General features: G+C 71.1%; 16 protein-coding genes. 4 read left to right on the plus strand and 12 right to left on the minus strand.

Going from position 1 to position 22,269, the window contains the following annotated elements; genetic code table 11:
• Window positions 1-206 precede the first annotated feature (206 nt).
• Window positions 207-911, plus strand: a complete 705-nt coding sequence (locus OHA17_RS12050; RefSeq protein WP_406506496.1) for a nitroreductase family protein — start codon at window positions 207-209, stop codon at window positions 909-911.
• Window positions 912-993: 82 nt separating this feature from the next.
• On the opposite strand, the gene pruA is transcribed toward OHA17_RS12050, so the two are convergent.
• Together pruA and OHA17_RS12060 are read right to left on the minus strand one after the other, a co-directional pair.
• Window positions 994-2,625, minus strand: coding sequence for an L-glutamate gamma-semialdehyde dehydrogenase (gene pruA / locus OHA17_RS12055; protein WP_406506498.1), 1,632 nt, complete (start codon window positions 2,623-2,625; stop codon window positions 994-996).
• 62 nt (window positions 2,626-2,687) lie between these two features.
• Window positions 2,688-3,614, minus strand: a complete 927-nt coding sequence (locus tag OHA17_RS12060) for a proline dehydrogenase family protein (protein ID WP_053723796.1) — start codon at window positions 3,612-3,614, stop codon at window positions 2,688-2,690.
• Window positions 3,615-3,816: 202 nt separating this feature from the next.
• On the opposite strand from OHA17_RS12060, the gene OHA17_RS12065 reads away from it, so the two are divergent.
• Window positions 3,817-4,977: a PucR family transcriptional regulator gene (locus OHA17_RS12065; RefSeq protein WP_406506500.1), complete on the plus strand. Its 1,161-nt coding sequence runs from the start codon at window positions 3,817-3,819 to the stop codon at window positions 4,975-4,977.
• Between the two features lie 67 nt (window positions 4,978-5,044).
• Here OHA17_RS12065 and OHA17_RS12070 read toward each other — a convergent pair whose 3' ends face one another.
• The 7 genes from OHA17_RS12070 to OHA17_RS12100 all read right to left on the minus strand — a co-directional run bounded on the left by OHA17_RS12070 (window position 5,045) and on the right by OHA17_RS12100 (window position 15,564).
• Window positions 5,045-5,656 (minus strand): TetR/AcrR family transcriptional regulator, encoded by a 612-nt coding sequence (locus tag OHA17_RS12070; protein ID WP_406506502.1) that lies wholly within the window; start codon window positions 5,654-5,656, stop codon window positions 5,045-5,047.
• Window positions 5,657-5,750: 94 nt separating this feature from the next.
• Window positions 5,751-7,343, minus strand: coding sequence for a phosphoglycerate dehydrogenase (serA, locus tag OHA17_RS12075; RefSeq protein ID WP_406506504.1), 1,593 nt, complete (start codon window positions 7,341-7,343; stop codon window positions 5,751-5,753).
• 254 nt (window positions 7,344-7,597) lie between these two features.
• Window positions 7,598-8,599, minus strand: a complete 1,002-nt coding sequence (gene ilvC / locus OHA17_RS12080) for a ketol-acid reductoisomerase (protein ID WP_406506506.1) — start codon at window positions 8,597-8,599, stop codon at window positions 7,598-7,600.
• Window positions 8,600-8,706: 107 nt separating this feature from the next.
• A complete protein-coding gene (gene ilvN / locus OHA17_RS12085) occupies window positions 8,707-9,234 on the minus strand; it encodes an acetolactate synthase small subunit (RefSeq protein WP_053726090.1) in 528 nt (175 codons plus the stop codon).
• Between the two features lie 26 nt (window positions 9,235-9,260).
• On the minus strand, window positions 9,261-11,129 hold the full coding sequence (locus OHA17_RS12090) for an acetolactate synthase large subunit (RefSeq protein ID WP_406506508.1): 1,869 nt from the start codon (window positions 11,127-11,129) through the stop codon (window positions 9,261-9,263).
• Window positions 11,130-11,356: 227 nt separating this feature from the next.
• Complete coding sequence (locus OHA17_RS12095; protein WP_406506510.1) at window positions 11,357-14,230, minus strand: putative bifunctional diguanylate cyclase/phosphodiesterase; 2,874 nt, start codon at window positions 14,228-14,230, stop codon at window positions 11,357-11,359.
• 392 nt (window positions 14,231-14,622) lie between these two features.
• Window positions 14,623-15,564 carry a 2-hydroxyacid dehydrogenase gene (locus OHA17_RS12100; protein ID WP_406506512.1) on the minus strand — a complete coding sequence of 314 codons (942 nt, stop codon included), beginning with the start codon at window positions 15,562-15,564 and terminating at the stop codon, window positions 14,623-14,625.
• A gap of 74 nt (window positions 15,565-15,638) precedes the next feature.
• Between OHA17_RS12100 and OHA17_RS12105 the strand changes: the two genes are divergently transcribed.
• Window positions 15,639-16,652 (plus strand): aldo/keto reductase, encoded by a 1,014-nt coding sequence (locus OHA17_RS12105; RefSeq protein WP_406506514.1) that lies wholly within the window; start codon window positions 15,639-15,641, stop codon window positions 16,650-16,652.
• A gap of 108 nt (window positions 16,653-16,760) precedes the next feature.
• Window positions 16,761-17,912, plus strand: coding sequence for a PQQ-dependent sugar dehydrogenase (locus OHA17_RS12110; RefSeq protein ID WP_406506516.1), 1,152 nt, complete (start codon window positions 16,761-16,763; stop codon window positions 17,910-17,912).
• Between the two features lie 55 nt (window positions 17,913-17,967).
• On the opposite strand, the gene OHA17_RS12115 is transcribed toward OHA17_RS12110, so the two are convergent.
• The 3 genes from OHA17_RS12115 to OHA17_RS12125 all read right to left on the minus strand — a co-directional run bounded on the left by OHA17_RS12115 (window position 17,968) and on the right by OHA17_RS12125 (window position 22,192).
• Window positions 17,968-21,027 (minus strand): AAA family ATPase, encoded by a 3,060-nt coding sequence (locus tag OHA17_RS12115; protein WP_406510693.1) that lies wholly within the window; start codon window positions 21,025-21,027, stop codon window positions 17,968-17,970.
• Window positions 21,028-21,176: 149 nt separating this feature from the next.
• On the minus strand, window positions 21,177-21,353 hold the full coding sequence (locus OHA17_RS12120) for a hypothetical protein (protein ID WP_199826887.1): 177 nt from the start codon (window positions 21,351-21,353) through the stop codon (window positions 21,177-21,179).
• Between the two features lie 215 nt (window positions 21,354-21,568).
• Window positions 21,569-22,192, minus strand: coding sequence for a hypothetical protein (locus tag OHA17_RS12125; RefSeq protein ID WP_406506518.1), 624 nt, complete (start codon window positions 22,190-22,192; stop codon window positions 21,569-21,571).
• Between the last annotated feature and the right edge of the window lie 77 nt (window positions 22,193-22,269).

Here is a 22,269-nt window from a genome sequence, read left to right on the forward strand (position 1 = left end):
AGGTTCCCCCCAAGGAACAACTCATCCGCACACGTGCACGGAGAGAGCTGCATCGTAATGGCTGCCCAAAAACCGCACCACGCGGATGGTGGCCGGGCTCCCCGAGGCACCCCGCGGCCGAGGCGGAGGCCACCCTCCGAACCTTTCAAGTCACCTGCGCGCCACATCACTTGGCCCAGACCACGCCCCGCCGCCAGACTCGCCCCATGCCCACACCTACCGAGCAGCACTGGACCCCGATCCACGGCGAGCCGTACCGGCCCGTCCCCTACCGTCCGGCCCGGATGGCGAGCACCGAGACCCTGGCGCGGGCCGCCGAGTTGCGCGAGCGCATGGACGAGCGCCGCACCGTACGCCGCTTCTCACCCGACCCCGTCCCCGAGCGGGCCGTCCGTGACGCGGTCGCCTGCGCCGCGACCGCCCCGTCCGGCGCCCACCAGCAGCCGTGGACGTTCGTCCTGGTCAAGGACGCGGACGTACGGCGCAGGATCCGCGCGGCGGCCGAGGAGGAGGAGCGGATCTCCTACGACGGGCGGCTCGGCGAGGAGTGGCTCGCGGCGCTGCGGCCCATCGGCACGGACGCCGTGAAGACCCATCTGACCGACGCCCCGGTGCTGCTCGTCGTCTTCCAGCAGCGCTACTGGCTGGCCGAGGACGGCACCAAGCACAAGCACTACTACGTCGACGAGTCGGTCGGCATCGCGGTGGGCATGCTGCTCTCCGCCCTCCACCAGTCCGGCCTGGCGGCCCTCGTCCACACGCCGAGCCCGATGCGCTTCCTGTCCGAGGTCCTGGAGCGGCCCGCGAACGAGAAGGCGTTCGCCGTCATCCCGGTCGGCTACCCCGCCGACGACTGCGAAGTACCGGATCTGGTCCGCAAGTCGCTCGACCAGGTGCTGGTCGAGGTCTGAGAGCCTGTGTCCGGACATGGAACCGCCCCCGTCCTCGGTTGGGGGACCAAGGACGGGGGCGGGGTTTCGGTGCGACCGAAGGTCAGCCCATGTGCGGGTAGCCGTAGTCGGTCGGCGGGACCAGCGTCTCCTTGATGGCGCGGGTCAGCGTCCAGCGCATCAGGTTCTGCGGGGCGCCCGCCTTGTCGTTGGTGCCCGACGCGCGGCCGCCGCCGAAGGGCTGCTGGCCGACGACGGCGCCGGTCGACTTGTCGTTGATGTAGAAGTTGCCCGCCGCGTAGCGGAGCTTCTCCATCGTGTGGGCGGCCGCGGCGCGGTCGTTGGAGATGACGGCGCCGGTCAGGGCGTAGTCGGAGGCCGACTCCATCTGCTCCAGCATCTCGTCGTACTTGGCGTCGTCGTAGACGTGGATCGCCAGGATCGGGCCGAAGTACTCGGTCGTGAAGACCTCGTTCGCCGGGTCGGTGCACTCGATGACGGTCGGGCGGACGAAGTAGCCCACCGAGTCGTCGTACGTGCCGCCCGCGACGATCGTGCAGGAGGCGTCGGCCTTCGCGCGGTCGATCGCGGCCTTGTTCTTGGCGAACGAACGCTCGTCGATGACCGCGCCGATGAAGTTCGACAGGTCGGTGACGTCACCCATGGAGATGCCGTCGACCTCGGCCGCGAACTTCTCCTTGAAGCCGTCGTTCCAGATCGACGCCGGAATGTACGCACGCGAGGACGCGGAGCACTTCTGGCCCTGGAACTCGAAGGAGCCGCGGGTCAGCGCGGTCTTCAGGACGGCGCGGTCGGCGCTCGGGTGCGCGACGACGAAGTCCTTGCCGCCCGTCTCGCCGACCAGGCGCGGGTAGGTGCGGTACTTCTCGATGTTCGTGCCGACGGTCTTCCACAGGTGCTGGAAGGTCTTGGTCGAACCCGTGAAGTGGATGCCCGCCAAGTCGCGGTGGTTCAGGGCGACCTCGGAGACGGCCAGGCCGTCACCGGTGACGAGGTTGATGACGCCCTTGGGCAGGCCCGCCTCCTCCAGGAGCTGCATGAGCAGCACGGCGGCGTGGGTCTGCGTCGGGGACGGCTTCCACACGACGACGTTGCCCATCAGGGCCGGGGCGGTCGGCAGGTTGCCCGCGATGGCCGTGAAGTTGAACGGCGTGATCGCGTAGACGAAGCCTTCGAGCGGGCGGTGGTCCATGCGGTTCCACACGCCCGGCGAGTTCGCCGGGGGCTGCTCGGCGAGCAGGTTGCGGGCGTAGTGGACGTTGAAGCGCCAGAAGTCGACGAGCTCGCACGGGGTGTCGATCTCGGCCTGCTGGGCGGTCTTCGACTGGCCGAGCATCGTGGAGGCGGCCAGCGTCTCGCGCCAGGGGCCTGCGAGCAGCTCGGCGGCGCGCAGGATGATCGCGGCGCGGTCGTCGAAGGACATCGCGCGCCAGGCCGGGGCGGCGGCGAGCGCGGCGTCGACCGCGTCCTGGGCGTCCTGCTCGGTGGCGTTGGCGTAGGTGCCGAGGAGGGCACGGTGGTTGTGCGGCTGCACGACGTCGAAGCGCTGGCCACCGCCCATCCGCTTCTCACCGTTGATGGTCATCGGCAGGTCGACGGGGTTCTCCGCCAGTTCCTTGAGCTTGGCTTCCAGACGGGCGCGCTCCGGGGAACCAGGGGCGTAGCCGTGCACCGGCTCGTTGACCGGGGCGGGGACCTGGGTCACAGCGTCCATGATTCCTATACTCCTTTGTGAGGGGTGTTCGGGTGAGCGGAGGCTCGGGGCCTGTCCGAAATCTAGTTCTTTGTGATCATCGAGCGGACGAAGAACAGCAGGTTGGCCGGCTTCTCCGCGAGGCGCCGCATGAAGTAGCCGTACCAGTCGGTGCCGTACGCCGTGTAGACGCGCATCCGGTGGCCCTCGGCGGCGAGCCGCAGGTGCTCCTCGCTGCGGATCCCGTACAGCATCTGGAACTCGTACTCGTCCAGCTTGCGCCCTGCGCGCCGGGCGAGCTCCTGGCCGATGGCTATCAGGCGCGGGTCGTGGGACCCGATCATCGGGTAGCCCTCGCCCTCCATGAGGATCTTCAGGATGCGGACGTACGCCTTGTCGATCTCGCCCTTGTCCTGGTAGGCGACCTCGGCGGGCTCCTTGTAGGCGCCCTTCACGATGCGCACGCGGCTGCCGTTCGCGGCCAGGCGGCGGGCGTCGGCCTCGGTGCGGAAGAGGTAGGCCTGGATGACGCAGCCGGTCCCCGGGAAGTCCTTCCGCAGCTCCTCGTGGATGGCGAACATCGAGTCGAGGGTGGTGTGGTCCTCCGCGTCCAGGGTGACCGTGGTGCCGATGGAGGCTGCGGCCTCGACTACCGGGCGGACGTTGGCGAGCGCCAGCTCGTGGCCGCCCTCCAGCGCCTGGCCGAACATCGACAGCTTCACCGACATCTCGGCCTTGGTGCCGTGGCCGAGCTCCTTGAGGCGCTCGATGAGTTCGAGGTAGGCGTCGCGGGCGTGGCCGGCCTGCTCGGGGGTGGTGATGTCCTCGCCCACCACGTCGAGGGTGAGCTCCAGGCCCTTGCCGACGGTCTCCTCGACGATCGGGACGACCTGGTCGACGGTCTCGCCGGGGATGAACCGGTTCACCACGGGCTTGGTCACCGGGGCGGCCGAAACAAGCTTGCGCATCTTGTCGCTGCGCGACGCGGCGAGGATCACGGGACCCAGCACGGGGCACCTCCACGGAAAGAACTAGACGGGGCCGTGACCGGGACCGAAGGGACGATGGACGCCTTCCGGACGTACCGGTAACGGCACGGAGAACCACCGTGAAACCTAAGGATCTCCCCGATCCTCTGCCATCGACAGCTGTCACGCATCCGTGGCCCAGATCTCATACACATGTCTGAAGCGCCTTCCTGGATGAGCGAGAATGGCTCTTGTGAAGGGCGACTACCAGGATCTGGTCGATGAAATCTCGGCGCTGCTCGGCGCCCCCGCGACGCTGGAGAACCGGGATTTCGGGCTGATCGCCTTCGGTGCGCACGACTCCGAGGACGACCTCGCGATGGACCCGGTCCGCACCCGTTCGATCCTGACCAGGAAGTCGACGCCCGCCGTCCGCGCCTGGTTCGAGGCCTTCGGCATCACCCGCGCCACCGGCCCGGTCCGCATTCCGGCCGCCCCCGACGCGGGGGTCTTCCGCAGCCGCATCTGCCTTCCGGTGCGCCACCGGGGCGTCGCCCTCGGATACGTCTGGCTGCTCGACGCCGAGCCGGGACCGGCCGCGGACAAGCTGGCCGCGGCGATGGAAGTGGCGGCCCGGATCGGGGTGCTGCTCGCGGACGAGGCGCAGGCCGGCGCGGACCTCTCGCGCGAGTTCCGGGCGGCGCTGACCGCCGAGCGCGGCTGGCAGCGCGACACCGCGACGGCCGCGCTGCAGACAGCCCTCGGCCCGGACGCGGAGGGCCTGCACGCGCTGGTGTTCGTGGCCCCGTGGCCGGGCGAGGACGCCCCTTCGGCCCGTACGGTGCCCGGCGCCGCGGCGGTGTGCACGGTGCCGTGGCCGTCTTTGGGCGCGAGCGCGGGGCTGGGTCTCGCCGCCCTGGTCCGGTTGCGGTCGGCGGACGCGCTCGCGCCGGCCCGGACCGCGGCGGAGCGGCTGCGCGGGGATGCCGGGAACGGTGCGGCGGCCGGGGTGGCGGTGGCCCGCCGCGGTCTCGCCGAGCTCGCCCTCGCGCACCAGGAGGCGACCTCCGCCGTGCGTGCGGCGCTCGCGGAACCCCGGCTCGGCCCGGTCGCCCAGTGGTCGGACATCGGCCCGTACCGCATACTGACCGCGCTGCCCGCCGTACGGGACCAGGACCCGGCGGTGCGGGCCCTGTTGACCCCGGCGCACCGTGAACTCGCCCGCACCGCCGAGGTGTTCCTCGACCACGCGGGCCAGGCGGGGCGCGCGGCGGCGGCCCTGGGCATCCACCGCCAGACGCTCTACTACCGGCTGTCCCGCGTCGAGCACCTCACCGGCCTCGACCTGGACCAGGGCGAGGACCGGCTGCTGCTGCACATGGCGCTGAAGGCGGCGCGGCTGTGACGGTCAACTCCGGCCCTGGGAACGGGAGTTGACCGTCAGCTCCAGCCCTGGGTCCCCGGCGTGACCCTCAGCTCGCACCCTGGGCGCCCTCGGCGCCCTCGTCCCCGTCGAGCCCCATGACGATCTTCAGGCCCTCGGTCAGGTCCTTCGCCGAGGGGGCCGTTTCCGGGTCGACCATCCACTGGACCATCACCCCGGCGAGCAGCGCCTGGTAGAAGGTGCCGGCGAGCCGCGCCCGTTCGGGGTCGGCGTTCTCGTCGATGCCGAGGAAGCCCTCCGCGAGGCCCTTGCGCCCCTCCAACTGCGGCCCGGCGAGGGCCTTTTGGAGCTCGGGGTCGCTGTCGATCCGGGAGACGATCTCCATCTGGAGCTTCCAGACCGGGCGGCTCCGCTCGTACGAGTCGATGACGCCCGCCCAGCCCCGCTCGAAGCGTTCCAGCGGGGGCAGGTCCTCGGCCACGGCCCCCTTGTCCCGGCCCTCGGCGACCGCGTCGCCCCACTCCTCGGTCAGCTTCAGGAAGGCCAGGTTGAGCAGGGCCTCCTTGGAGCCGTAGTGGTAGCCGATGGAGGCCAGGTTGGTGCCGGACTCGGCGACGATGTCGCGGGCGGTGGTGCGGGCGTAGCCCTTTTCCAGCAGGCAGCGCTTGGCGCCTTCGAGCAGATCCTCACGGTGTCCCATGACAGCAGCGTACCCGGCATGCAGACATCCGTCTAAGACAAGCGTCTAAGTCGGATTCTGCGGGCCGGGTACGGGGCCGCGGGACCGGCGCGGGTCAGTCGGTCAGGTTCACCGAGCGGGCCGAGTTGGCGCCGATCTCCTCGGCGACCTCGGTCAGCACGTTCTGCGGGATGGTGTCGTCCACGGTCAGCACGGCGAGCGCGTCGCCGCCCTCCTCCGCGCGGGAGACCTGCATGCCGGCGATGTTGAGCCCGGCCTCGCCGAGCACCCGGCCGACGGTGCCGACGATGCCCGGACGGTCCTCGTAGCGCAGCACGATCATGTGGTCCGCGAGCGCCAGGTCCACGTCGAACTCGCCGATCGCGACGACCTTCTGGAGGTGCTTGGGGCCGGCCAGAGTGCCGGAGACCGAGACCTCCTCGCCGTTCGAGAGGGTGCCGCGCACGGTCACCACGTTGCGGTGGTTCGGGGACTCGCTCGACGTGGTCAGGCGGACCTCCACGCCGCGCTCCTGCGCGAAGAGCGGCGCGTTCACGTAGGAGACCGTCTCGTCCACCACGTCCTCGAACACGCCCTTGAGCGCGGAGAGTTCGAGCACCTTGACGTCGTGCTGGGTGAGCTCGCCGTACACCTCGACGTCGAGGCGGACCGCGACCTCGCCCGCCAGCGCGGTGAAGATGCGGCCGAGGCGCTCGGCCAGCGGCAGGCCGGGCTTGACGTCCTCGGCGATCACGCCGCCCTGGACGTTGACCGCGTCCGGCACCAGTTCGCCCGCGAGGGCGAGGCGTACGGACTTGGCGACGGCGATGCCGGCCTTCTCCTGGGCCTCGTCGGTGGACGCGCCCAGGTGCGGGGTGCAGACGACCTGGTCGAGCTCGAACAGCGGGGAGTCCGTGCAGGGCTCCTTCGCGTACACGTCCAGACCGGCGCCCGCGACGCGGCCCTCCTTGAGGGCGGAGTACAGCGCGGCCTCGTCCACGATGCCGCCGCGCGCCGCGTTCACGATCCGCACGTGCGGCTGCACCTTGTGCAGCGCCTCGTCGCCGATCAGGCCGAGCGTCTCGGGGGTCTTGGGCAGGTGCACGGTGATGAAGTCGGAGACTTCGAGCAGCTCGTCGAGGGAGAGCAGCTTGACGCCCATCTGGGCGGCGCGGGCCGGCTGCACATAGGGGTCGTACGCGACGATCTTCATGCCGAAGGCCGACATGCGCTGGGCGACCAGGACGCCGATGCGGCCGAGGCCGACGACGCCGAGGGTCTTCTCGCTCAGCTCGACGCCGGTGTACTTGCTCCGCTTCCACTCGCGGTTCTTCAGCGCGGTGTTGGCCTGCGGGATGTTGCGCGCGGTGGCGACCAGGAGGCCGCAGGCGAGCTCGGCGGCGGTGACGATGTTGGAGGTCGGTGCGTTCACGACCATGACGCCGGCCTTGGTGGCGGCCGAGACGTCGACGTTGTCGAGGCCGACTCCCGCGCGGGCGACGACCTTCAGCTTCTTGGCGGCGGCGACCGCCTCCGCGTCGACCTTGGTGGCCGAGCGGATCAGGATCGCGTCGACACCGGCGATGGCGGGCAGCAGTTCCGCGCGGTCGGCTCCGTTGCAGTGCCGGATCTCGAAGTCCGGCCCGAGGGCGTCGACGGTGGCGGGCGACAGCTCTTCAGCGATGAGTACGACAGGTTTCGAGCTCACGTGGGTCCTCACTGAATCCTTTGCGGACGGCCGTCCCGACGGCCGCAGGCGGTGGAGGGGCTAGCCGCGTGGAAGACGCACGACGCTGTGGGCCTGACGCGTTTGTGTTGCTGAGCAGTGTAGTGCTGCTCCCCCGAGGGTTTTCCGCCACGAAGGCAGGATCACCCGATGGGGGTTGGACTGGTTGTCCAGGGTCGTGCGGTAGCCGACGGGGCCGGACACGGATACTGTGCCCGACCCCGCTGACATCCGGCTTACGCCTCGTCGTTCTGGACCCAGCTCATGAGCTTGCGGAGCTCCTTGCCGGTGGTCTCCAGGAGGTGCTCGGAGTCCTGGGTCTTGTACTCGTTGTACTTCTTCAGACCCGAGTGGTACTCCTCCATCCAGTTCTTCGCGAACGTACCGTCCTGGATCTCCGCGAGAACCTTCTTCATCTCCGCCTTCGTATCGGCGGTGATGATCCGCGGACCGGTCACGTAGTCGCCCCACTCGGCGGTCTCCGAGATCGACCAGCGCATCTTCTCCAGACCGCCCTCATACATGAGGTCCACGATCAGCTTCAGCTCGTGCAGACACTCGAAGTACGCGATCTCCGGCTGGTAACCCGCCTCCGTCAGCGTCTCGAAACCCGCCTTCACCAGCGCCGCCGTACCACCGCAGAGCACGGCCTGCTCACCGAACAGGTCGGTCTCGGTCTCCTCGGTGAACGTCGTCTTGATGACACCCGCCCGCGTGCCGCCGATGCCCTTCGCGTACGACAGGGCCAGCGCCAGACCGTTGCCCTGGGGGTCCTGCTCGACGGCCACGATGCACGGAACACCACGGCCCTCCTCGTACTGACGGCGCACCAGATGACCCGGGCCCTTCGGAGCGACCATCGCCACGGTCACGTTGGCCGGCGGCTTGATGAACCCGAAGCGGATGTTGAGGCCGTGGCCGAAGAACAGCGCGTCGCCGTCCTTCAGGTTGTCCTTGATCGACTCCTCATACACCTGGGCCTGGATCGGGTCCGGGACCAGGATCATGATGACGTCGGCCTCGGCCGCCGCCTCGGACGGCGTCACCACGCGCAGGCCCTGCTCCTCGGCCTTCGCCTTGGACCTGGAGCCCTCGTGCAGACCGACGCGGACGTCGACACCCGAGTCACGGAGCGACAGCGCGTGGGCGTGGCCCTGGCTGCCGTAACCGATCACCGCGACCTTGCGGCCCTGGATGATGGACAGGTCGGCATCGTCGTCGTAGAACAGCTCGGCCACTGGGATATCTCCTTGGTGTGCTGGTGTTGCGTCCACCGTATCGGTGGGGGTGAGTAAGGAATGGGTGAGTCCGCTATACGGGCGGGTCAGGCCCGTATCGGCGGGTCTCAGGCGCTGCGGTCCAGGGCGCGCAGCGAGCGGTCCGTGATGGACCGGGCCCCGCGCCCTATGGCGATCGTGCCGGACTGGACGAGCTCCTTGATGCCGAACTGCTCCAGCATCTTCAGCATCGCCTCCAGCTTGTCCGCGCCGCCGGTCGCCTCGATGGTCACGGCCTCCGGGGAGACGTCGACGGTCTTGGCGCGGAACAGCTGGACGATCTCGACGATCTGGGAGCGCGTTTCGTTGTCGGCACGCACCTTCACCAGGACGAGCTCGCGCTGGATCGCAGCGCCGGGCTCGAGTTCGACGATCTTCAGGACGTTGACGAGCTTGTTGAGCTGCTTGGTCACCTGCTCCAGGGGCAGGTCCTCGACATTGACCACGATGGTGATGCGGGAGATGTCGGGGTGTTCGGTGACACCGACCGCGAGCGAGTCGATGTTGAAGCCGCGGCGGGAGAACAGGGCGGCGATCCGGGCGAGGATGCCGGGGGTGTTCTCGACCAGGACCGAGAGCGTGTGCTTGGTGGACATGAGCCTCTTACCTCTTCCTACAGCTCTCAGTCGTCTTCGTTGTCGCCGAAGTCGGGGCGGACTCCGCGGGCGGCCATGACCTCGTCGTTGGAGGTCCCGGCGGCGACCATCGGCCACACCTGGGCGTCCTCGTGGACGATGAAGTCGATCACGACCGGGCGGTCGTTGACCGAGTTCGCCTCCTCGATCGCCTTGTCCAGGTCCTCGGGGCGCTCGCAGCGGATCGCGTAACACCCCATCGCCTCGGACAGCTTGACGAAGTCCGGGACCCGGGTGCCGCCGCTCGGCTTGCCCTGCTCGGCGATGCCGTCCTCCGGGCCGGAGTGCAGCACCGTGTTGGAGTAGCGCTGGTTGTAGAACAGGGTCTGCCACTGGCGGACCATGCCGAGGGCGCCGTTGTTGATGATGGCGACCTTGATCGGGATGTTGTTCAGCGCGCAGGTGGTCAGTTCCTGATTGGTCATCTGGAAACAGCCGTCACCGTCGATCGCCCAGACCATCCGGTCCGGCCGGCCGGCCTTGGCGCCCATGGCGGCCGGGACCGCGTAGCCCATCGTTCCGGCACCGCCCGAGTTCAGCCACGTCGCGGGCAGTTCGTAGTTCACGAAGTGGGCGGCCCACATCTGGTGCTGGCCGACACCGGCCGCGTAGATGGTGTCCGCGTCCGCGAGCTCGCCGATGCGCTGGATCACGCGCTGCGGGGACAGCGTGCCGTCGTTCGGCTCGTCATAGCCAAGGGGGTAGGTCTCGCGCCAGCGGTTGAGGTCCTTCCACCAGGCCGTGTAGTCGCCCTTGTGGCCCTCGGAGTACTCGGCCTGGACGGCCTGGACCAGGTCGGCGATGACCTCGCGGGCATCGCCCACGATCGGGACGTCGACCTCGCGGTTCTTGCCGATCTCGGCCGGGTCGATGTCCGCGTGGATGACCTTGGCGAACGGCGCGAAGCTGTCCAGCTTGCCGGTGACGCGGTCGTCGAAGCGGGTGCCGAGCGCGATGAGCAGGTCCGACTTCTGCAGTGCGGTGACGGCGGTGACCGCACCGTGCATGCCGGGCATTCCCACGTGCAGCGGGTGGCTGTCGGGGAAGGCGCCGAGCGCCATCAGGGTGGTGGTGACGGGCGCTCCGGTGAGCTCCGCGAGGACCTTCAGCTCGGCGGTCGCGCCGGCCTTCAGGACGCCGCCGCCGACGTACAGGACCGGGCGCTTGGCCGCCACGATCAGCTTGGCGGCCTCGCGGATCTGCTTCGCGTGCGGCTTGGTGACCGGCCGGTAGCCCGGCAGGTCGGTCCCCGGTGGCCACGTGAACGTGGTCTGCGCCTGCAGCGCGTCCTTGGCGATGTCGACCAGGACCGGGCCCGGACGGCCGGTCGAGGCGATGTGGAACGCCTCCGCGATCGTGCGCGGGATGTCCTCGGCCTTCGTCACCAGGAAGTTGTGCTTGGTGATCGGCATGGTGATGCCGACGATGTCCGCCTCCTGGAAGGCGTCCGTGCCGATCGCCTTCGACGAGACCTGCCCGGTGATCGCGACCAGCGGCACCGAATCCATGTGCGCGTCCGCGATCGGCGTGACCAGGTTCGTGGCACCCGGCCCCGACGTCGCCATACACACGCCGACCTTGCCGGTGGCCTGGGCGTACCCGGTGGCCGCATGCCCCGCGCCCTGCTCGTGACGGACCAGGACGTGACGGACCCGGGTGGAATCCATCATCGGGTCGTACGCCGGGAGGATGGCACCGCCCGGAATCCCGAACACCACCTCCGCCCCGACTTCCTCAAGAGAACGGATGAGGGACTTCGCGCCCGTGACGTGCTCAACGGTCGCGGACTGGTGTCCGCCGTTACGGGGCCGCGGCTGCGGATGGTGGGCCCCGGTGGCCTGCTCGGTCATCGGCATTCTCTTCTCGAAGCTGAGGGTTTTTGCGGTGGTTTAGTCGAGATCGCGGTAGTGCTTGAGGGGTGCCAGTGCAACAAAAAACCCCTCGTGCCGTGAGGCAAGCGAGGGGAGCGCGTCGGGTGCGGTCTGCGGAGCCTGCTTGGGGCTCCGCTTCAGCCGACGCGCTTTCCAAGTACGAGAATTCGGGTGCGCATGGCATTGACCCTCCCCCCGGCGCGCAGGTGGTGTCAAGTAGGTGGGACGGGCGTCTCATTATTTGAGCTCAGCATGGGCCTGCTCCGGCCACTGAGCACGGGGAGCGCAGCCCCGCCGGGCACCGGGTATTCGCCGCGTACCAGGGCCCGCCGCAGCCGGTACTCGTCGAGCGGACCGGAGAACGCCATGCCCTGCCCATGCGTACACCCCATGGCGCGCAGCGCCAGGACCTGCTCCGGCACGTCCACCCCGTCGGCCACCGACTGCATGCCGAGATCGCAGGCGATCCGGAGCAGCCCCGCGGTGATCTTGTGGAGGCGGGCCGATTCGACGACGCCCTCGACCAGCCCTCTGTCCAGTTTCAGCAGGTCGATGGGGAGCCGGCGCAGAGCGTTGATGGCCGCGTAGCCGCTGCCGAAGCCGTCGAGCGCGACCCGCACGCCGAGTCTGCGCAGGCCCACCAGGCGCCGCTCCAGCTCGTCGAAGGAGATCCTGGGGTCGCTGTCGGCGAGCTCGATGATCAGGGCGCCCGAGGGCAGCCCGTTCCTGGTCAGGAGGGCTTCCACCGAGCCGAGCGGCATCGACTTGTCGAGGAGGCGGCGGGCCGAGAGGCGTACCGAGACGGGTGCGTGGTGGCCCGCCCTCATCCGTTCGGCGGCGAGCTCCACGGCCTCTTCGAGCAGCCAGCGGCCGAGCTCGGCGGCGCGCTCGCTCTCGTCGGCCACCCGGAGGAATTCGGCCGGGGTGAACAGGATGCCCTGGGCTGATCTCCAGCGGGCCTGGGCGGCGACCGCGGAGACCTCACCGGTGGTGAGGTCGACGACGGGCTGGTGCAGGACCGCGAATTCGCCCTCGTTCAGCGCGGTACGCAGCCGGGCCGCGAGCTCCGACTTGCGGACGACCTCGGCCTGCATCTGCGGGGCGTACAGCTCGACCCGGTTCTTGCCGCCCTTCTTGGCCCGGTACATCGCGAGGTCGGCGTTGCGCAGCAGCTCGCCCGCGCCGACGCCCGGCTCGGCGAAGGCGACGCCGATGGACGCGGCGACCCGGACATCGTTGCCGTCGATCTGGTAGGGCTGCGACAGGGTGAGGCGCAGTCTGTCGGCGATCTCCCTGACGTGGTACTCGCGGGCCGATCGGTCGCGGGTGCCGTCGCCCAGGATCAGCGCGGCGAACTCGTCGCCGCCGAGCCGGGCCGCGGTGTCGCCGGCCCGTACCGAGTCCTGGAGCCTGCGGGCGGCCTGGATGAGCAGTTCGTCGCCGGCCTGGTGGCCGATGGTGTCGTTGACCTGCTTGAAGCCGTCGAGGTCGATGAAGAGCACGGCGGTGCCGGGGTCGGAGCTGCGCCGCCCGCCGAGCGCCTTGCGCACCCGCTTGGTGAACAGGGCGCGGTTGGGCAGGTCGGTGAGCGGGTCGTGCTCGGCGTTGTGCTCCAACTGCGCCTGGAGGCGCACCCGTTCGGTCACGTCGCGGCTGTTGAGAATGAGCCCGCCCTGGTGGCGGTTGACCGTCGACTCCACGTTGAGCCACTCGCCGGTCCCCGACTTGAAGCGGCATTCGATCCGCGTCGTGGGCTCCTCGGCGGGCGGCGCCGCCAGAAACCGGCGCACCTCGTGCACCACCCGGCCGAGGTCCTCGGGGTGGATGAGCGAGGCCAGTTCGGAGCCCACCAGTTCCTCCGCGTCCCGTCCGTAGACGCCGGCGGCGGCGGGGCTGACGTACCGCAGCATTCCAGTGGGGGCAGCGATCATGATGACGTCGCTCGAACCCTGCACCAGGGAGCGGAAGTGGTTCTCCTTCTGGGCCAGTTCATGGGTGAGCGCGATGTTGTCGAGCAGCATGATCCCCTGGCGGACCACCAGGGCCAGCACGACCGTGCAGCCGGTGAAGACGACCATCCGGTCGACCCGGTGCCCTTCGATGACGTTGTAGAGGATCCCCAGGGTGCACACGGCGGCCGCGAGGTACGGCGTGAGCGCGGCCAGCGAGCTGGCGAGCGGCCGCGTCACCGGCAGCGCGTGCGAGCGCACCCGGCCGGCCGCCGGGCGGGCGTCGCGCGGGGCGGCCATCGGCGGCCGGGGCGGCGCGGCCGGTGTCCTGCGGGCGCCCCAGGGCGCGTACGCGAGCAGCAGGGAGCCGGCGAACCAGCCGGCGTCCAGGAGCTGGCCCGAGCGGTAGTGCTCGCGCAGCAGCGGCGAGGTGAACAGGGCGTCGCACAGCACGGTCAGGGCGAGCGCCGCGATCGCGGTGTTCACGGCGGACCGGTTGGCCGACGAGCGCCGGAAGTGCAGCGCGAGCACCATGCTGACCAGCACGATGTCCAGCAGCGGGTAGGCGAGCGTGAGGGTGGCGTGGGCGACGCCCTCACCTTCGCCCTCGTGGGCCGTGCGCGCCAACGCTAGGCTCCAGGACAGGGTGAGCAGGGAGCCGCCGATGAGCCAGGAGTCCAGTGCCAGGCAGACCCAACCCGCCTTGGTGACGGGGCGTTTGGCGAGCACGAGCAGGCCCACGATGGCGGGCGGCGCGAAGCAGAGGAAGAAGAAGTCGGCGGGCGAGGGGGTGGGCACGCCGCGCTGGAGCACCACCTCGTACCAGCCCCAGACGCCGTTGCCGCAGGCGGCCATGGCGGAGGAGAACGAGAAGAGGAGCCACGCCGGCCGAAAGCTGCTTTCGCCCTCGGTCGCGCCGCTCCGCGCGTAGCGGAAGCAGGAGACCGCGGCGATCAGGGCCGCGCCGGAGAGGCCGAAGTCGCCCATGATCAGGGCGAGTTCCTCGGAACCCCAGCCCAGGAATGCGCCGGTGGCATATCCGGCACAGATCAGTGCGAGCGCCAGTTGGGAGACCATGCCGGTCCCGCCGCCTCCGCTCAGGGGCGGCCGGGTCAGAACCGCTCCGGGGGCGCTCACCGGACTGCTCCTCGCCAGCGGGCCCGCCTCGGGGTACCGGCCGGCCGGGGCCGGGTGTCCGTGTCGCCGCCCCATCGGCCGTGCTCCTGGGCGCCGTTCCTCGTTGTGCCGGTTGTCGCCTCGACCCTCGCCGCTCCACCGCGGTGCATTGTCGCGCGATGCGCGCGGCGGGGTTTCCGCAGGCGGCTCCACCGCGTCGGATCGTTCGTCCATTGGCCGTGCATCGCCCGTCGCCCCCCTCGCAGTGATCGCTCCCCGCGCCGTAGACGCACGGCGTCGGCCCCCGGTCGGGACGATACACCAGTCTCGTCACTCAGGGACATAGCCCTTATACGCTCAGTGACAGTCCGGAGTTGTGTGGGCACCGGGTGCACCTGAATCGCTGCGGAGCGTTACTGATCCGTCGTCAGAACGACGTTGGCGAGGGGTTCTTGGGCCACGAAGCGGGTGAGCTGAGCGGCCAGCAGCCGCTTGGCACGGGGCAGGAACGCGGAACTGGAACCGCCCACATGCGGGCTGATGAGGACATTCGGTGCGTGCCACAGCGGGTGTCCCTTGGGCAACGGTTCGGGGTCGGTGACATCGAGTGCCGCGTGGATGCGCCCCGACTCCAATTCGGCGAGCAGCGCCTTGGTGTCCACCACGGGCCCGCGCGCGACGTTCACCAGGAGCGCCCCGTCCTTCAGGCGGCCCAGGAACTCGGCATCGACCAGGCCCTTCGTCCGCTCGGTCAGCGGCGTGGAGACGATGACGACGTCCGCTTCAGGGAGCAGCGCGGGCAGATCTGTCAATGCGTGCACTTCACCGCGCTCCGTTGTGCGCCATGAGCGCGCGACGCGCGCCACCCGCGCGCACTCAAAGGGCGCGAGCCGGTCCTCGATGGCGGCGCCGATCGACCCGTAGCCCACGATCAGGACGGACTTGTCGGCGAGCGCCGGATAGAACCCGGACCGCCACTCCTGCCTCTCCTGTCCCTGGACGAAGCCGGGGATCCCGCGCAGCGAGGCGAGGACGAGGGCGAGGGTCAGCTCGGCCGTGGACGCCTCGTGGACACCGCGCGCGTTGCACAGGCGTACGCCCGGCGGCAGCAGGCCGAGGCCGGGTTGTACGTGGTCGATGCCGGCGGTCAGCGTCTGCACGACCCGGATGCCGGTCATGGCGGCGAGCGGGCGGACCGCGATCTCGGACGGCTTCATGTACGGGACCACGTAGAAGGCGCAGTCGGCGGGGTCGGCCGGAAAGTCGGGGCCGCCGTCCCAGAACCGGTAGTCGAGGGAGGCGGGCAGGCCCGGGACGTCGGCCGGGTCGAAGGGGATCCATACGTCTGCGGTCATGGTCAGGAGGCTATGCGAAGGGCCCCGGTGGCCAGAGGTTAGTTTGGGGAGGGACGAGGGAGGGATCCGGCCAGGTGGAGCGCAGGACAATCGGGGCGGGGGCCCTGCGGGCGGGTGCGATCGGACTCGGCTGCATGCCGATGAGCTGGGGCTACTCCCGCTCGCAGCAGGACCTGGAGCGCTCGCTGCGGGCCGTTCACGCGGCCCTCGACACCGGCTCGAACCTCCTTGACACCGCCGACATGTACGGCCCGTTCACCAACGAGCTGCTGCTCGGGCGGGTCCTCAAGGAGCGGCGGGACGAGGCGTTCGTCGCCACCAAGTGCGGGCTGCTCGTGGGCGTCGACCAGCACGTGGTCGCCAACGGCCGCCCCGGGTACGTGCGCCGGGCCTGTGACGCCTCGCTGCGCCGCCTCCAGACGGACGTCATCGATCTGTATCTGCTGCACCGCGCCGACCCGGAGGTCCCGGTCGAGGAGACCTGGGGGGCGCTGGCGGAGCTGGTGACGGCGGGGAAGGTGCGGGCGCTGGGGCTCAGCGCCATGGGCGCGCGGGCGGTGCGCCGGACCGCGCCGGTGGCCGGGGTGCACGGGCTGCACGTGGGCCGGTACGAGGAGACGGTGCGGCTGCTCGACCGGGTCCAGCAGGTGTTCCCGGTCGCGGCCGTGCAGGCAGAGCTGTCCCTCTGGTCGCGGGAGGCGCTGGACACGCTGCTGCCGTGGTGCACGACCCGGGGCGTCGGCTTCCTCGCCGCAATGCCCCTGGGCAACGGGTTCCTGACGGGCACGCTCACCCCGGGCCAGGGGTTCGAGCCGGACGACATCCGGGCCCGCCACCCCCGCTTCACGGCGGAGATGATGGCGGCGAACCAGCCCGTGGTGGCGGGCCTGCGCCGGGTCGCCGCGCGGCACGGGGCGACCCCGGGCCAGGTGGCGCTGGCCTGGCTGCTGCGCCTCGGGCACCAGGTGATACCCGTCCCGGGGGCCAAGCGCGAGGAGTGGGTGCGCGAGAACGCCCTCGCGGCGGGCCTGGCCCTGACCCCGCGGGACCTGGCGGAACTGGCTGCGCTGCCACCGGCGCGGGACTGAGCGCGGGCTCGGCGGACCCTGCGCGCGGCGGGAGTTGGAGCGCCCGGCCGGGGTCGCTGCCCGCAGAATGAACCCAGCGCATCGACCCCGTCGAAGGGAACCACCACCGTGCGACGAACCACCGTGGCCACCGCCCTGGCCGCAGCCACGCTCGTGCTCGCGGCCGGCTGCTCCTCCACGGACGCGCGGCCGCAGGGCAAGGGCGCCCCCTCCGGCCCCCAAGCGTCCTCGACAGCGACCCCGCACGCCCAACTCCCGCCCGCCAAGGGCTCGGTGAAGGTGGCCAGGACCGTCACCGAGGATCTGAAGTCGCCCTGGGGCATCGCACCGCTCCCCGAGGGCGGGCTCCTCGTCGGCTCCCGTGACGACGGCTCGGTCGTGCTCGTCGACGCGCAGACCGGCAAGAAGACGGCCGTGGGCAGCGTGCCCGGCGTCGCCCACCAGGGCGAGGGGGGACTGCTCGGGCTCGCCCTGTCGCCCTCGTACGCCTCGGACCATCTCGTCTACGCGTACTTCACCACCGAGTCCGACAACCGCATCGCCCGGATGATCTACGACCCGCAGCGGCCGGAGGGCCAGCAGCTGGGGGCGCCGGACACCATCCTGCGCGGGATCCCCAAGGGCAACAACCACAACGGCGGGCGGATCGCGTTCGGGCCCGACCGGATGCTGTACGCGGGGACCGGCGAGACGGGCGAGCGGGGGCTCGCCCAGGACAAGAAGTCACTCGGCGGGAAGATCCTGCGGATGACGCCCGACGGGCAGCCCGCGTACGGCAATCCGGAGGCGGACTCCGTCGTCTACTCCTACGGGCACCGCAATGTGCAGGGCCTCGCCTGGGACGGCGAGAACCGGCTGTGGGCCTCGGAGTTCGGGCAGGACACCTGGGACGAGCTCAACCTCGTCGAGCCCGGGAAGAACTACGGCTGGCCCGTGGTGGAGGGCAAGGGGAACAAGCCGGGGTACGTCGATCCCGTCGCCCAGTGGAAGACGTCGGAGGCCTCGCCCAGCGGGATCGCGTTCGCGGCCGGCTCCGTGTGGATCGCCTCGCTGAAGGGCGAGCGGCTGTGGCGCGTCCCGCTGGACGGCACCAAGCCGCTCGCCGACCCCGAGGCCTTCCTGACCGGCCAGTACGGTCGGCTGCGCACCGTCCTGCCGGCCGGGAGCGACGGCAAGCTCTGGCTGCTCACCAACAACACCGACTCGCGCGGCAAGCCGAAGCCGGAGGACGACCGCATCCTGGAGTTGGACGTCACCTAGGCGTCGACGTCACGCGAGGCTCGGCGTTGCGTAAAGGCTCGGCGTCGCGTCGGCATCAAGGGGCGGGGCTGATCGCCTCCGGGAACAGGTTGAGGCGGTGGGCCAGGGCCGCCGCCTCGCCCCGGCCCGAAACCCCCAGCTTGGCGAGGATGTTGGAGACGTGCACGCTCGCCGTCTTCGGGGATATGTAGAGCTCCTCGGCGATCTGGCGGTTGCTGTGACCGGCCGCGACCAGGCGCAGGACGTCCTGTTCGCGGCTGGTGAGGCCGAGCGCCTCCACCGGCTCGGCCCGGGCATCGGCCTCCACGGGGTCCGGGGCGGTCAGCGGGAGGCGGGCCCGGCGGGCCAGGAGCTCCAGTTGTTCGCGCAGGGGGCGGGCGCCCAGGCGTACGGATTCGGCGTGGGCCTGGCGGAGCAGCGAGGCGACGGTCTCGCGGTCGCCGCCCTCGGCGAGGAGGGCCGCGGCCCAGCGGTGACAGACCAGGGCCAGGTCGTGGGGGCGTTCGACGGGTCTCAGGGCGCGGGCGGCCGCTTCCCAACCGGCGGCCCGGTCGCGGCCCTCGGCGCGGTCCAGCTCGGCGGCCACGACCAGGGCGAGCGCCTCGCACGCGGGGACGCCGGTCGGCAGCCGTTTGGCCGCGGTACGGATCAGGTCGAGGCCGGCGGCCCGGCCGGGCCCGGCCGACGGGAGGCCTCGTAGGTCGGCCTCCATGGAGGCGGCCGCGGCGAGCAGCGGCCAGGCATAGCGCTGGGTGCCGGGCGGGAAGCCCGTTTCGACGGCGCGGGCCAGCTCGGCGCGGGCCTCGTCGATGCGCCCCTGGGTGGCCGCGATGCCGAGCGCGATCCGGGCGAGCGGGATGGCGTGCTGGGCCATCGGGTCGTACTTGCCGAAGGCCGCGTGGGCCTCGGCGAGGGAGGCCGTCGCGGCGTCCAACTCGCCCCGGAGCAGGGCGAGATCGGCGCGGCGCATGAGGGCGTTGCCGAGCGGTTTGGTGCTCACCGCGATCCGCTGGACCCGCTCGACGCAGTCGGCGGCCTCCGCCCAGCGGCCGAGGTTGAACAGGGACTCGGCACGGTTGGCCTGCACCCAGGCCTCGTTGTCGAGGAGGCCGTACTTCTGGGCGAGGCGCACCCCGTCGTCGGCCAGGCGCACGGCGTCCGCCGAGCGGCCGACGGCCTCAAGGCCCGAGCAGAGGTTCACATGGCCGCGGGTGGCCTCGCCGATCAGGCCCAGCTCCAGCGAGCGGTCGATGACCGTACGCATCAGGGCGAGGCCCCCCTCGACCGAGCCGGAGTCCAGCATGAGGCTGCCGAGGGTGAGCTTGACGTTGAGCTCGATCTCCTCGGTCTTCACCAACCGGGCGTATTCCACGGCCTGTTCGGCCGCGGCCAGGGATTCGGCGCCGGGCTTGTGCAGCATGCGCCAGCCGGCCGCGGTGGCGAGGACCTCGGCGTGCACGGCGGACGGCGCGAGCCCGCGCACCAGCTCCTGGGCGGTGGCGATCTCGGCCCAGCCGTCGCCGCGCCCCAGGTTCTGCATCAGGCGGGAGAGCTGGATCCAGAACCAGGCGGCGCGCAGCGGGTCGCCTCCGGAGGGCTGGTCGCTCTCGGCCTCGATGAGCCGCAGCGCCTTCTTGGCGAGCTTCAGGGCGCGTTCGCGCTCGCCGCACAGCCGGGCCGCCTCGACGGACTCGGCGAGCAGGTCGAGGTAGCGCAGCGACGCCGGGGTCTCGGGGGCGCAGCCGCAGGCCGGGTAGGAGCCCGCGTGGTCCAGGGGCCGGAGCCCGGCGCGTATCTCCTGGGGGACGGCGTCCCAGAGCTCCATCGCCCTTGACAGGAGCTTCAGTTGCTCCGCATAGGCGTGCCGGCGGCGGGCTTCGACCGCCGCGTCAAGGACCACGGGCAGCGCCTTGGCGGCGTCGTGCGCGTGGTACCAGTAGGTGGCGAGCCGGGTGGTCCGCTCGTCGGGCCGCACCAGCGAGGGGTCGGCCTCCAGGGCTTCGGCGTAGCGGCGGTTGAGGCGCGAGCACTCGCCGGGCAGCAGGTCGTCGCTGACGGCCTCGCGGACCAGGGAGTGGCGGAAGCGGTAGCCGTCGCCGTCCCACGCGGGCAGCAGGATGTTCGCGCCGACGGCGGCGCGCAGGGCTTCGATGAGCTTGTCCTCGGGGAGCCGGGCGACCGCGGCGAGCAGCGGGTACTCGACGGTGGAGCCGCCCTCGGCGGCGATCCGCACCACCCGCTGGGCGTCCTCGGGCAGGCCCTCGACGCGGACGAGCAGGAGGTCGCGCAGCGAGTCGCTGAGGTCGGGGCAGGTGCCGTCGGGGTCGCGGCCGACGACGAGTTCCTCGACGAAGAAGGCGTTGCCGTCGGAGCGCTCGAACACCTCGTCCACCAGGCGCTGTTCGGGTTCGGCGGCGAGGATGCCGGTGAGCTGGCGGTGGACCTCGGCCCGGGTGAAGCGGGGCAGTTCGATGCGCCGCACGCTGCGCAGCCGGTCGAGCTCGGCGAGCAGCGGGCGCAGTGGGTGGCGGCGGTGGATGTCGTCGGCGCGGTAGGTGGCGACGACGACGAGCCGGCCACGCCGCAGGGTGCGGAAGAGGTAGGCGAGCAGATGGCGGGTGGAGGCGTCCGCCCAGTGCAGGTCTTCGAGGACCAGGACGACGGTGCGCTCGGCGGCGATCCGTTCCAGCATCCGTACGGTGAGCTCGAAGAGGCGGGCGGTGCCGTCCTCGCGCGAGGTGGGGCGGCCGGTCCTGGCGAGCTCGGGCAGGAGCAGGGCCAGCTCTTCCTCCTGGCCGTCGGCCGCGGCGGCGAGCTCGTCGGGCAGCCGGCGGCGCAGGGCGCGCAGCGCGGCCGAGAAGGGGGCGAAGGGCAGCCCGTCGGCGCCGACCTCGACGCAGCCGCCGATGGCGATCACCGCGCCGGCCGCGCGGGCGGCGTCGGTGAACTCCTCGACGAGCCGGCTCTTGCCGACGCCCGCCTCGCCGCCGACGAGCAGCGCCTGCGGCTCTCCCCCGGCCGCGGCGCGGGCGAGTGCTTCGTTCAATACCGCCAGTTCGCCGGCGCGGCCGACGAACACGGGGCTGACTGACCTGGTCTCCACGCTGCCGAGCATCGCACAGGAGTCTGACAACGCGGCCTCGGACGGTCCGTCCCCGGCTGGGGAGGCGGCCCCGGAGGAGGTCGGGGCCACGGCCGGGGACGGCGTCCGGGCGGTGGTGGCGGGGCGGGTCGGGGTGGTCGTCATCGCGGGCGGCCGGGGGCTCAGGCGGCCCGTACGAACCGGTTCCGCGGTGAACTCACCCGCCCCTCCGGCCCGTTGTCGCCATCGCGGCGGCCGAAGCGGCGCCCGGCCCGGCGGGCCAGGCCCACCAGGCGCTCCTGGTCGGCGCGGCGCAGCAGCTCGGCCTCGTGGACCTTGTGCATCTCGTAGTCGAACATCTCGGCACTCCTGGGTTGACGCGGTTGAGGTTGCTCCGCTCGGTTCCGGTGTTGTTCCGGTCCCTTGCGATGCCTCAACTCTCGTCTCCCAGGGGCCTCTCCCACATCGGGCGACTGCCGCATCTGTAAGGAGGTGCTGCCTTAGACGTCTCGGATGCCGGACCCGATCCGTCTAAGGCGGGGTGGCGGGTGCCTTAGGCGCGCCCTTCGAAACCTCAGCCCTTGGTGCTGGGCAGCGCCGCGAACAGGTCGAGGTACATGCCCGCGGAGATCAGCAGGCCGATCACGCCGAGGACGACTCCGGCGAGGGCGACGGCCTTGACCCACACCGGCTGCTCGGCGCGACCGGGCGTCCCGAAGGCGGGCCGGGCGAGCACGATGGCGCCGACGACCAGGGCGAGCAGCGCGAAGACGCCGTTGACCAGGGCGGTGGTGTGCCAGGAGTTGCCGTAGATCTCCTGGATCTGCTGGGCGGCGGTGCCGGTCTGGGAGGTCTTGATCTGGCCGATCAGGGTGGCTCGCTCGGAGAGCGTCTTGCCCATCCAGGTGCCGCTGAGCGACACCGCGCCGAGCGCACTGGCGACGACGGCCGCGGCGCCCGTGCCGAAGGCCGGCCGGGGGGCCGGCTCGTCGTCGAGCTCGTCGGCATCGTCCGCTTCGTCGAGGCCGTCTTCGAGCCCGGCCTTCTCTGAGTCCTGGGCGTCGGGGGTTTCGGTGGCCTCAGGGGCCGTTTCGGCGGTCGCTCCCCCGGTGGTGGACGTGGCCTCTGTCTCGGCCTCGGCGTCCGTCTTGGGCTCGGTCTCGGCGTCGGTCTTCGTCGTGGCGGGGGTGGCGTTCATGCCGGGCACGCTAGGTGCCGTTTCTGAGAGCCCGCTGAGAGCTTCCTTAACGCGCGGCCCCCGCCTGCCTCAACGCG

Origin of the sequence: Streptomyces sp. NBC_00212, assembly GCF_045206365.1 — a bacterium.
Taxonomy (GTDB): Bacteria; Actinomycetota; Actinomycetes; order Streptomycetales; family Streptomycetaceae; genus Streptomyces.

Excerpts from the sequence above, each read along its gene's own strand:
- OHA17_RS12050 (WP_406506496.1), top strand. The coding sequence starts at position 207 with ATGCCCACACCTACCGAGCAGCACTGGACCCCGATCCACGGCGAGCCG.
- pruA (WP_406506498.1), bottom strand. The coding sequence starts at position 2,625 with ATGGACGCTGTGACCCAGGTCCCCGCCCCGGTCAACGAGCCGGTGCAC.
- OHA17_RS12065 (WP_406506500.1), top strand. The coding sequence starts at position 3,817 with ATGGCTCTTGTGAAGGGCGACTACCAGGATCTGGTCGATGAAATCTCG.
- OHA17_RS12070 (WP_406506502.1), bottom strand. The coding sequence starts at position 5,656 with ATGGGACACCGTGAGGATCTGCTCGAAGGCGCCAAGCGCTGCCTGCTG.
- ilvN (WP_053726090.1), bottom strand. The coding sequence starts at position 9,234 with ATGTCCACCAAGCACACGCTCTCGGTCCTGGTCGAGAACACCCCCGGC.
- OHA17_RS12090 (WP_406506508.1), bottom strand. The coding sequence starts at position 11,129 with ATGCCGATGACCGAGCAGGCCACCGGGGCCCACCATCCGCAGCCGCGG.
- OHA17_RS12100 (WP_406506512.1), bottom strand. The coding sequence starts at position 15,564 with ATGACCGCAGACGTATGGATCCCCTTCGACCCGGCCGACGTCCCGGGC.
- OHA17_RS12115 (WP_406510693.1), bottom strand. The coding sequence starts at position 21,027 with ATGCTCGGCAGCGTGGAGACCAGGTCAGTCAGCCCCGTGTTCGTCGGC.
- OHA17_RS12120 (WP_199826887.1), bottom strand. The coding sequence starts at position 21,353 with ATGTTCGACTACGAGATGCACAAGGTCCACGAGGCCGAGCTGCTGCGC.
- OHA17_RS12125 (WP_406506518.1), bottom strand. The coding sequence starts at position 22,192 with ATGAACGCCACCCCCGCCACGACGAAGACCGACGCCGAGACCGAGCCC.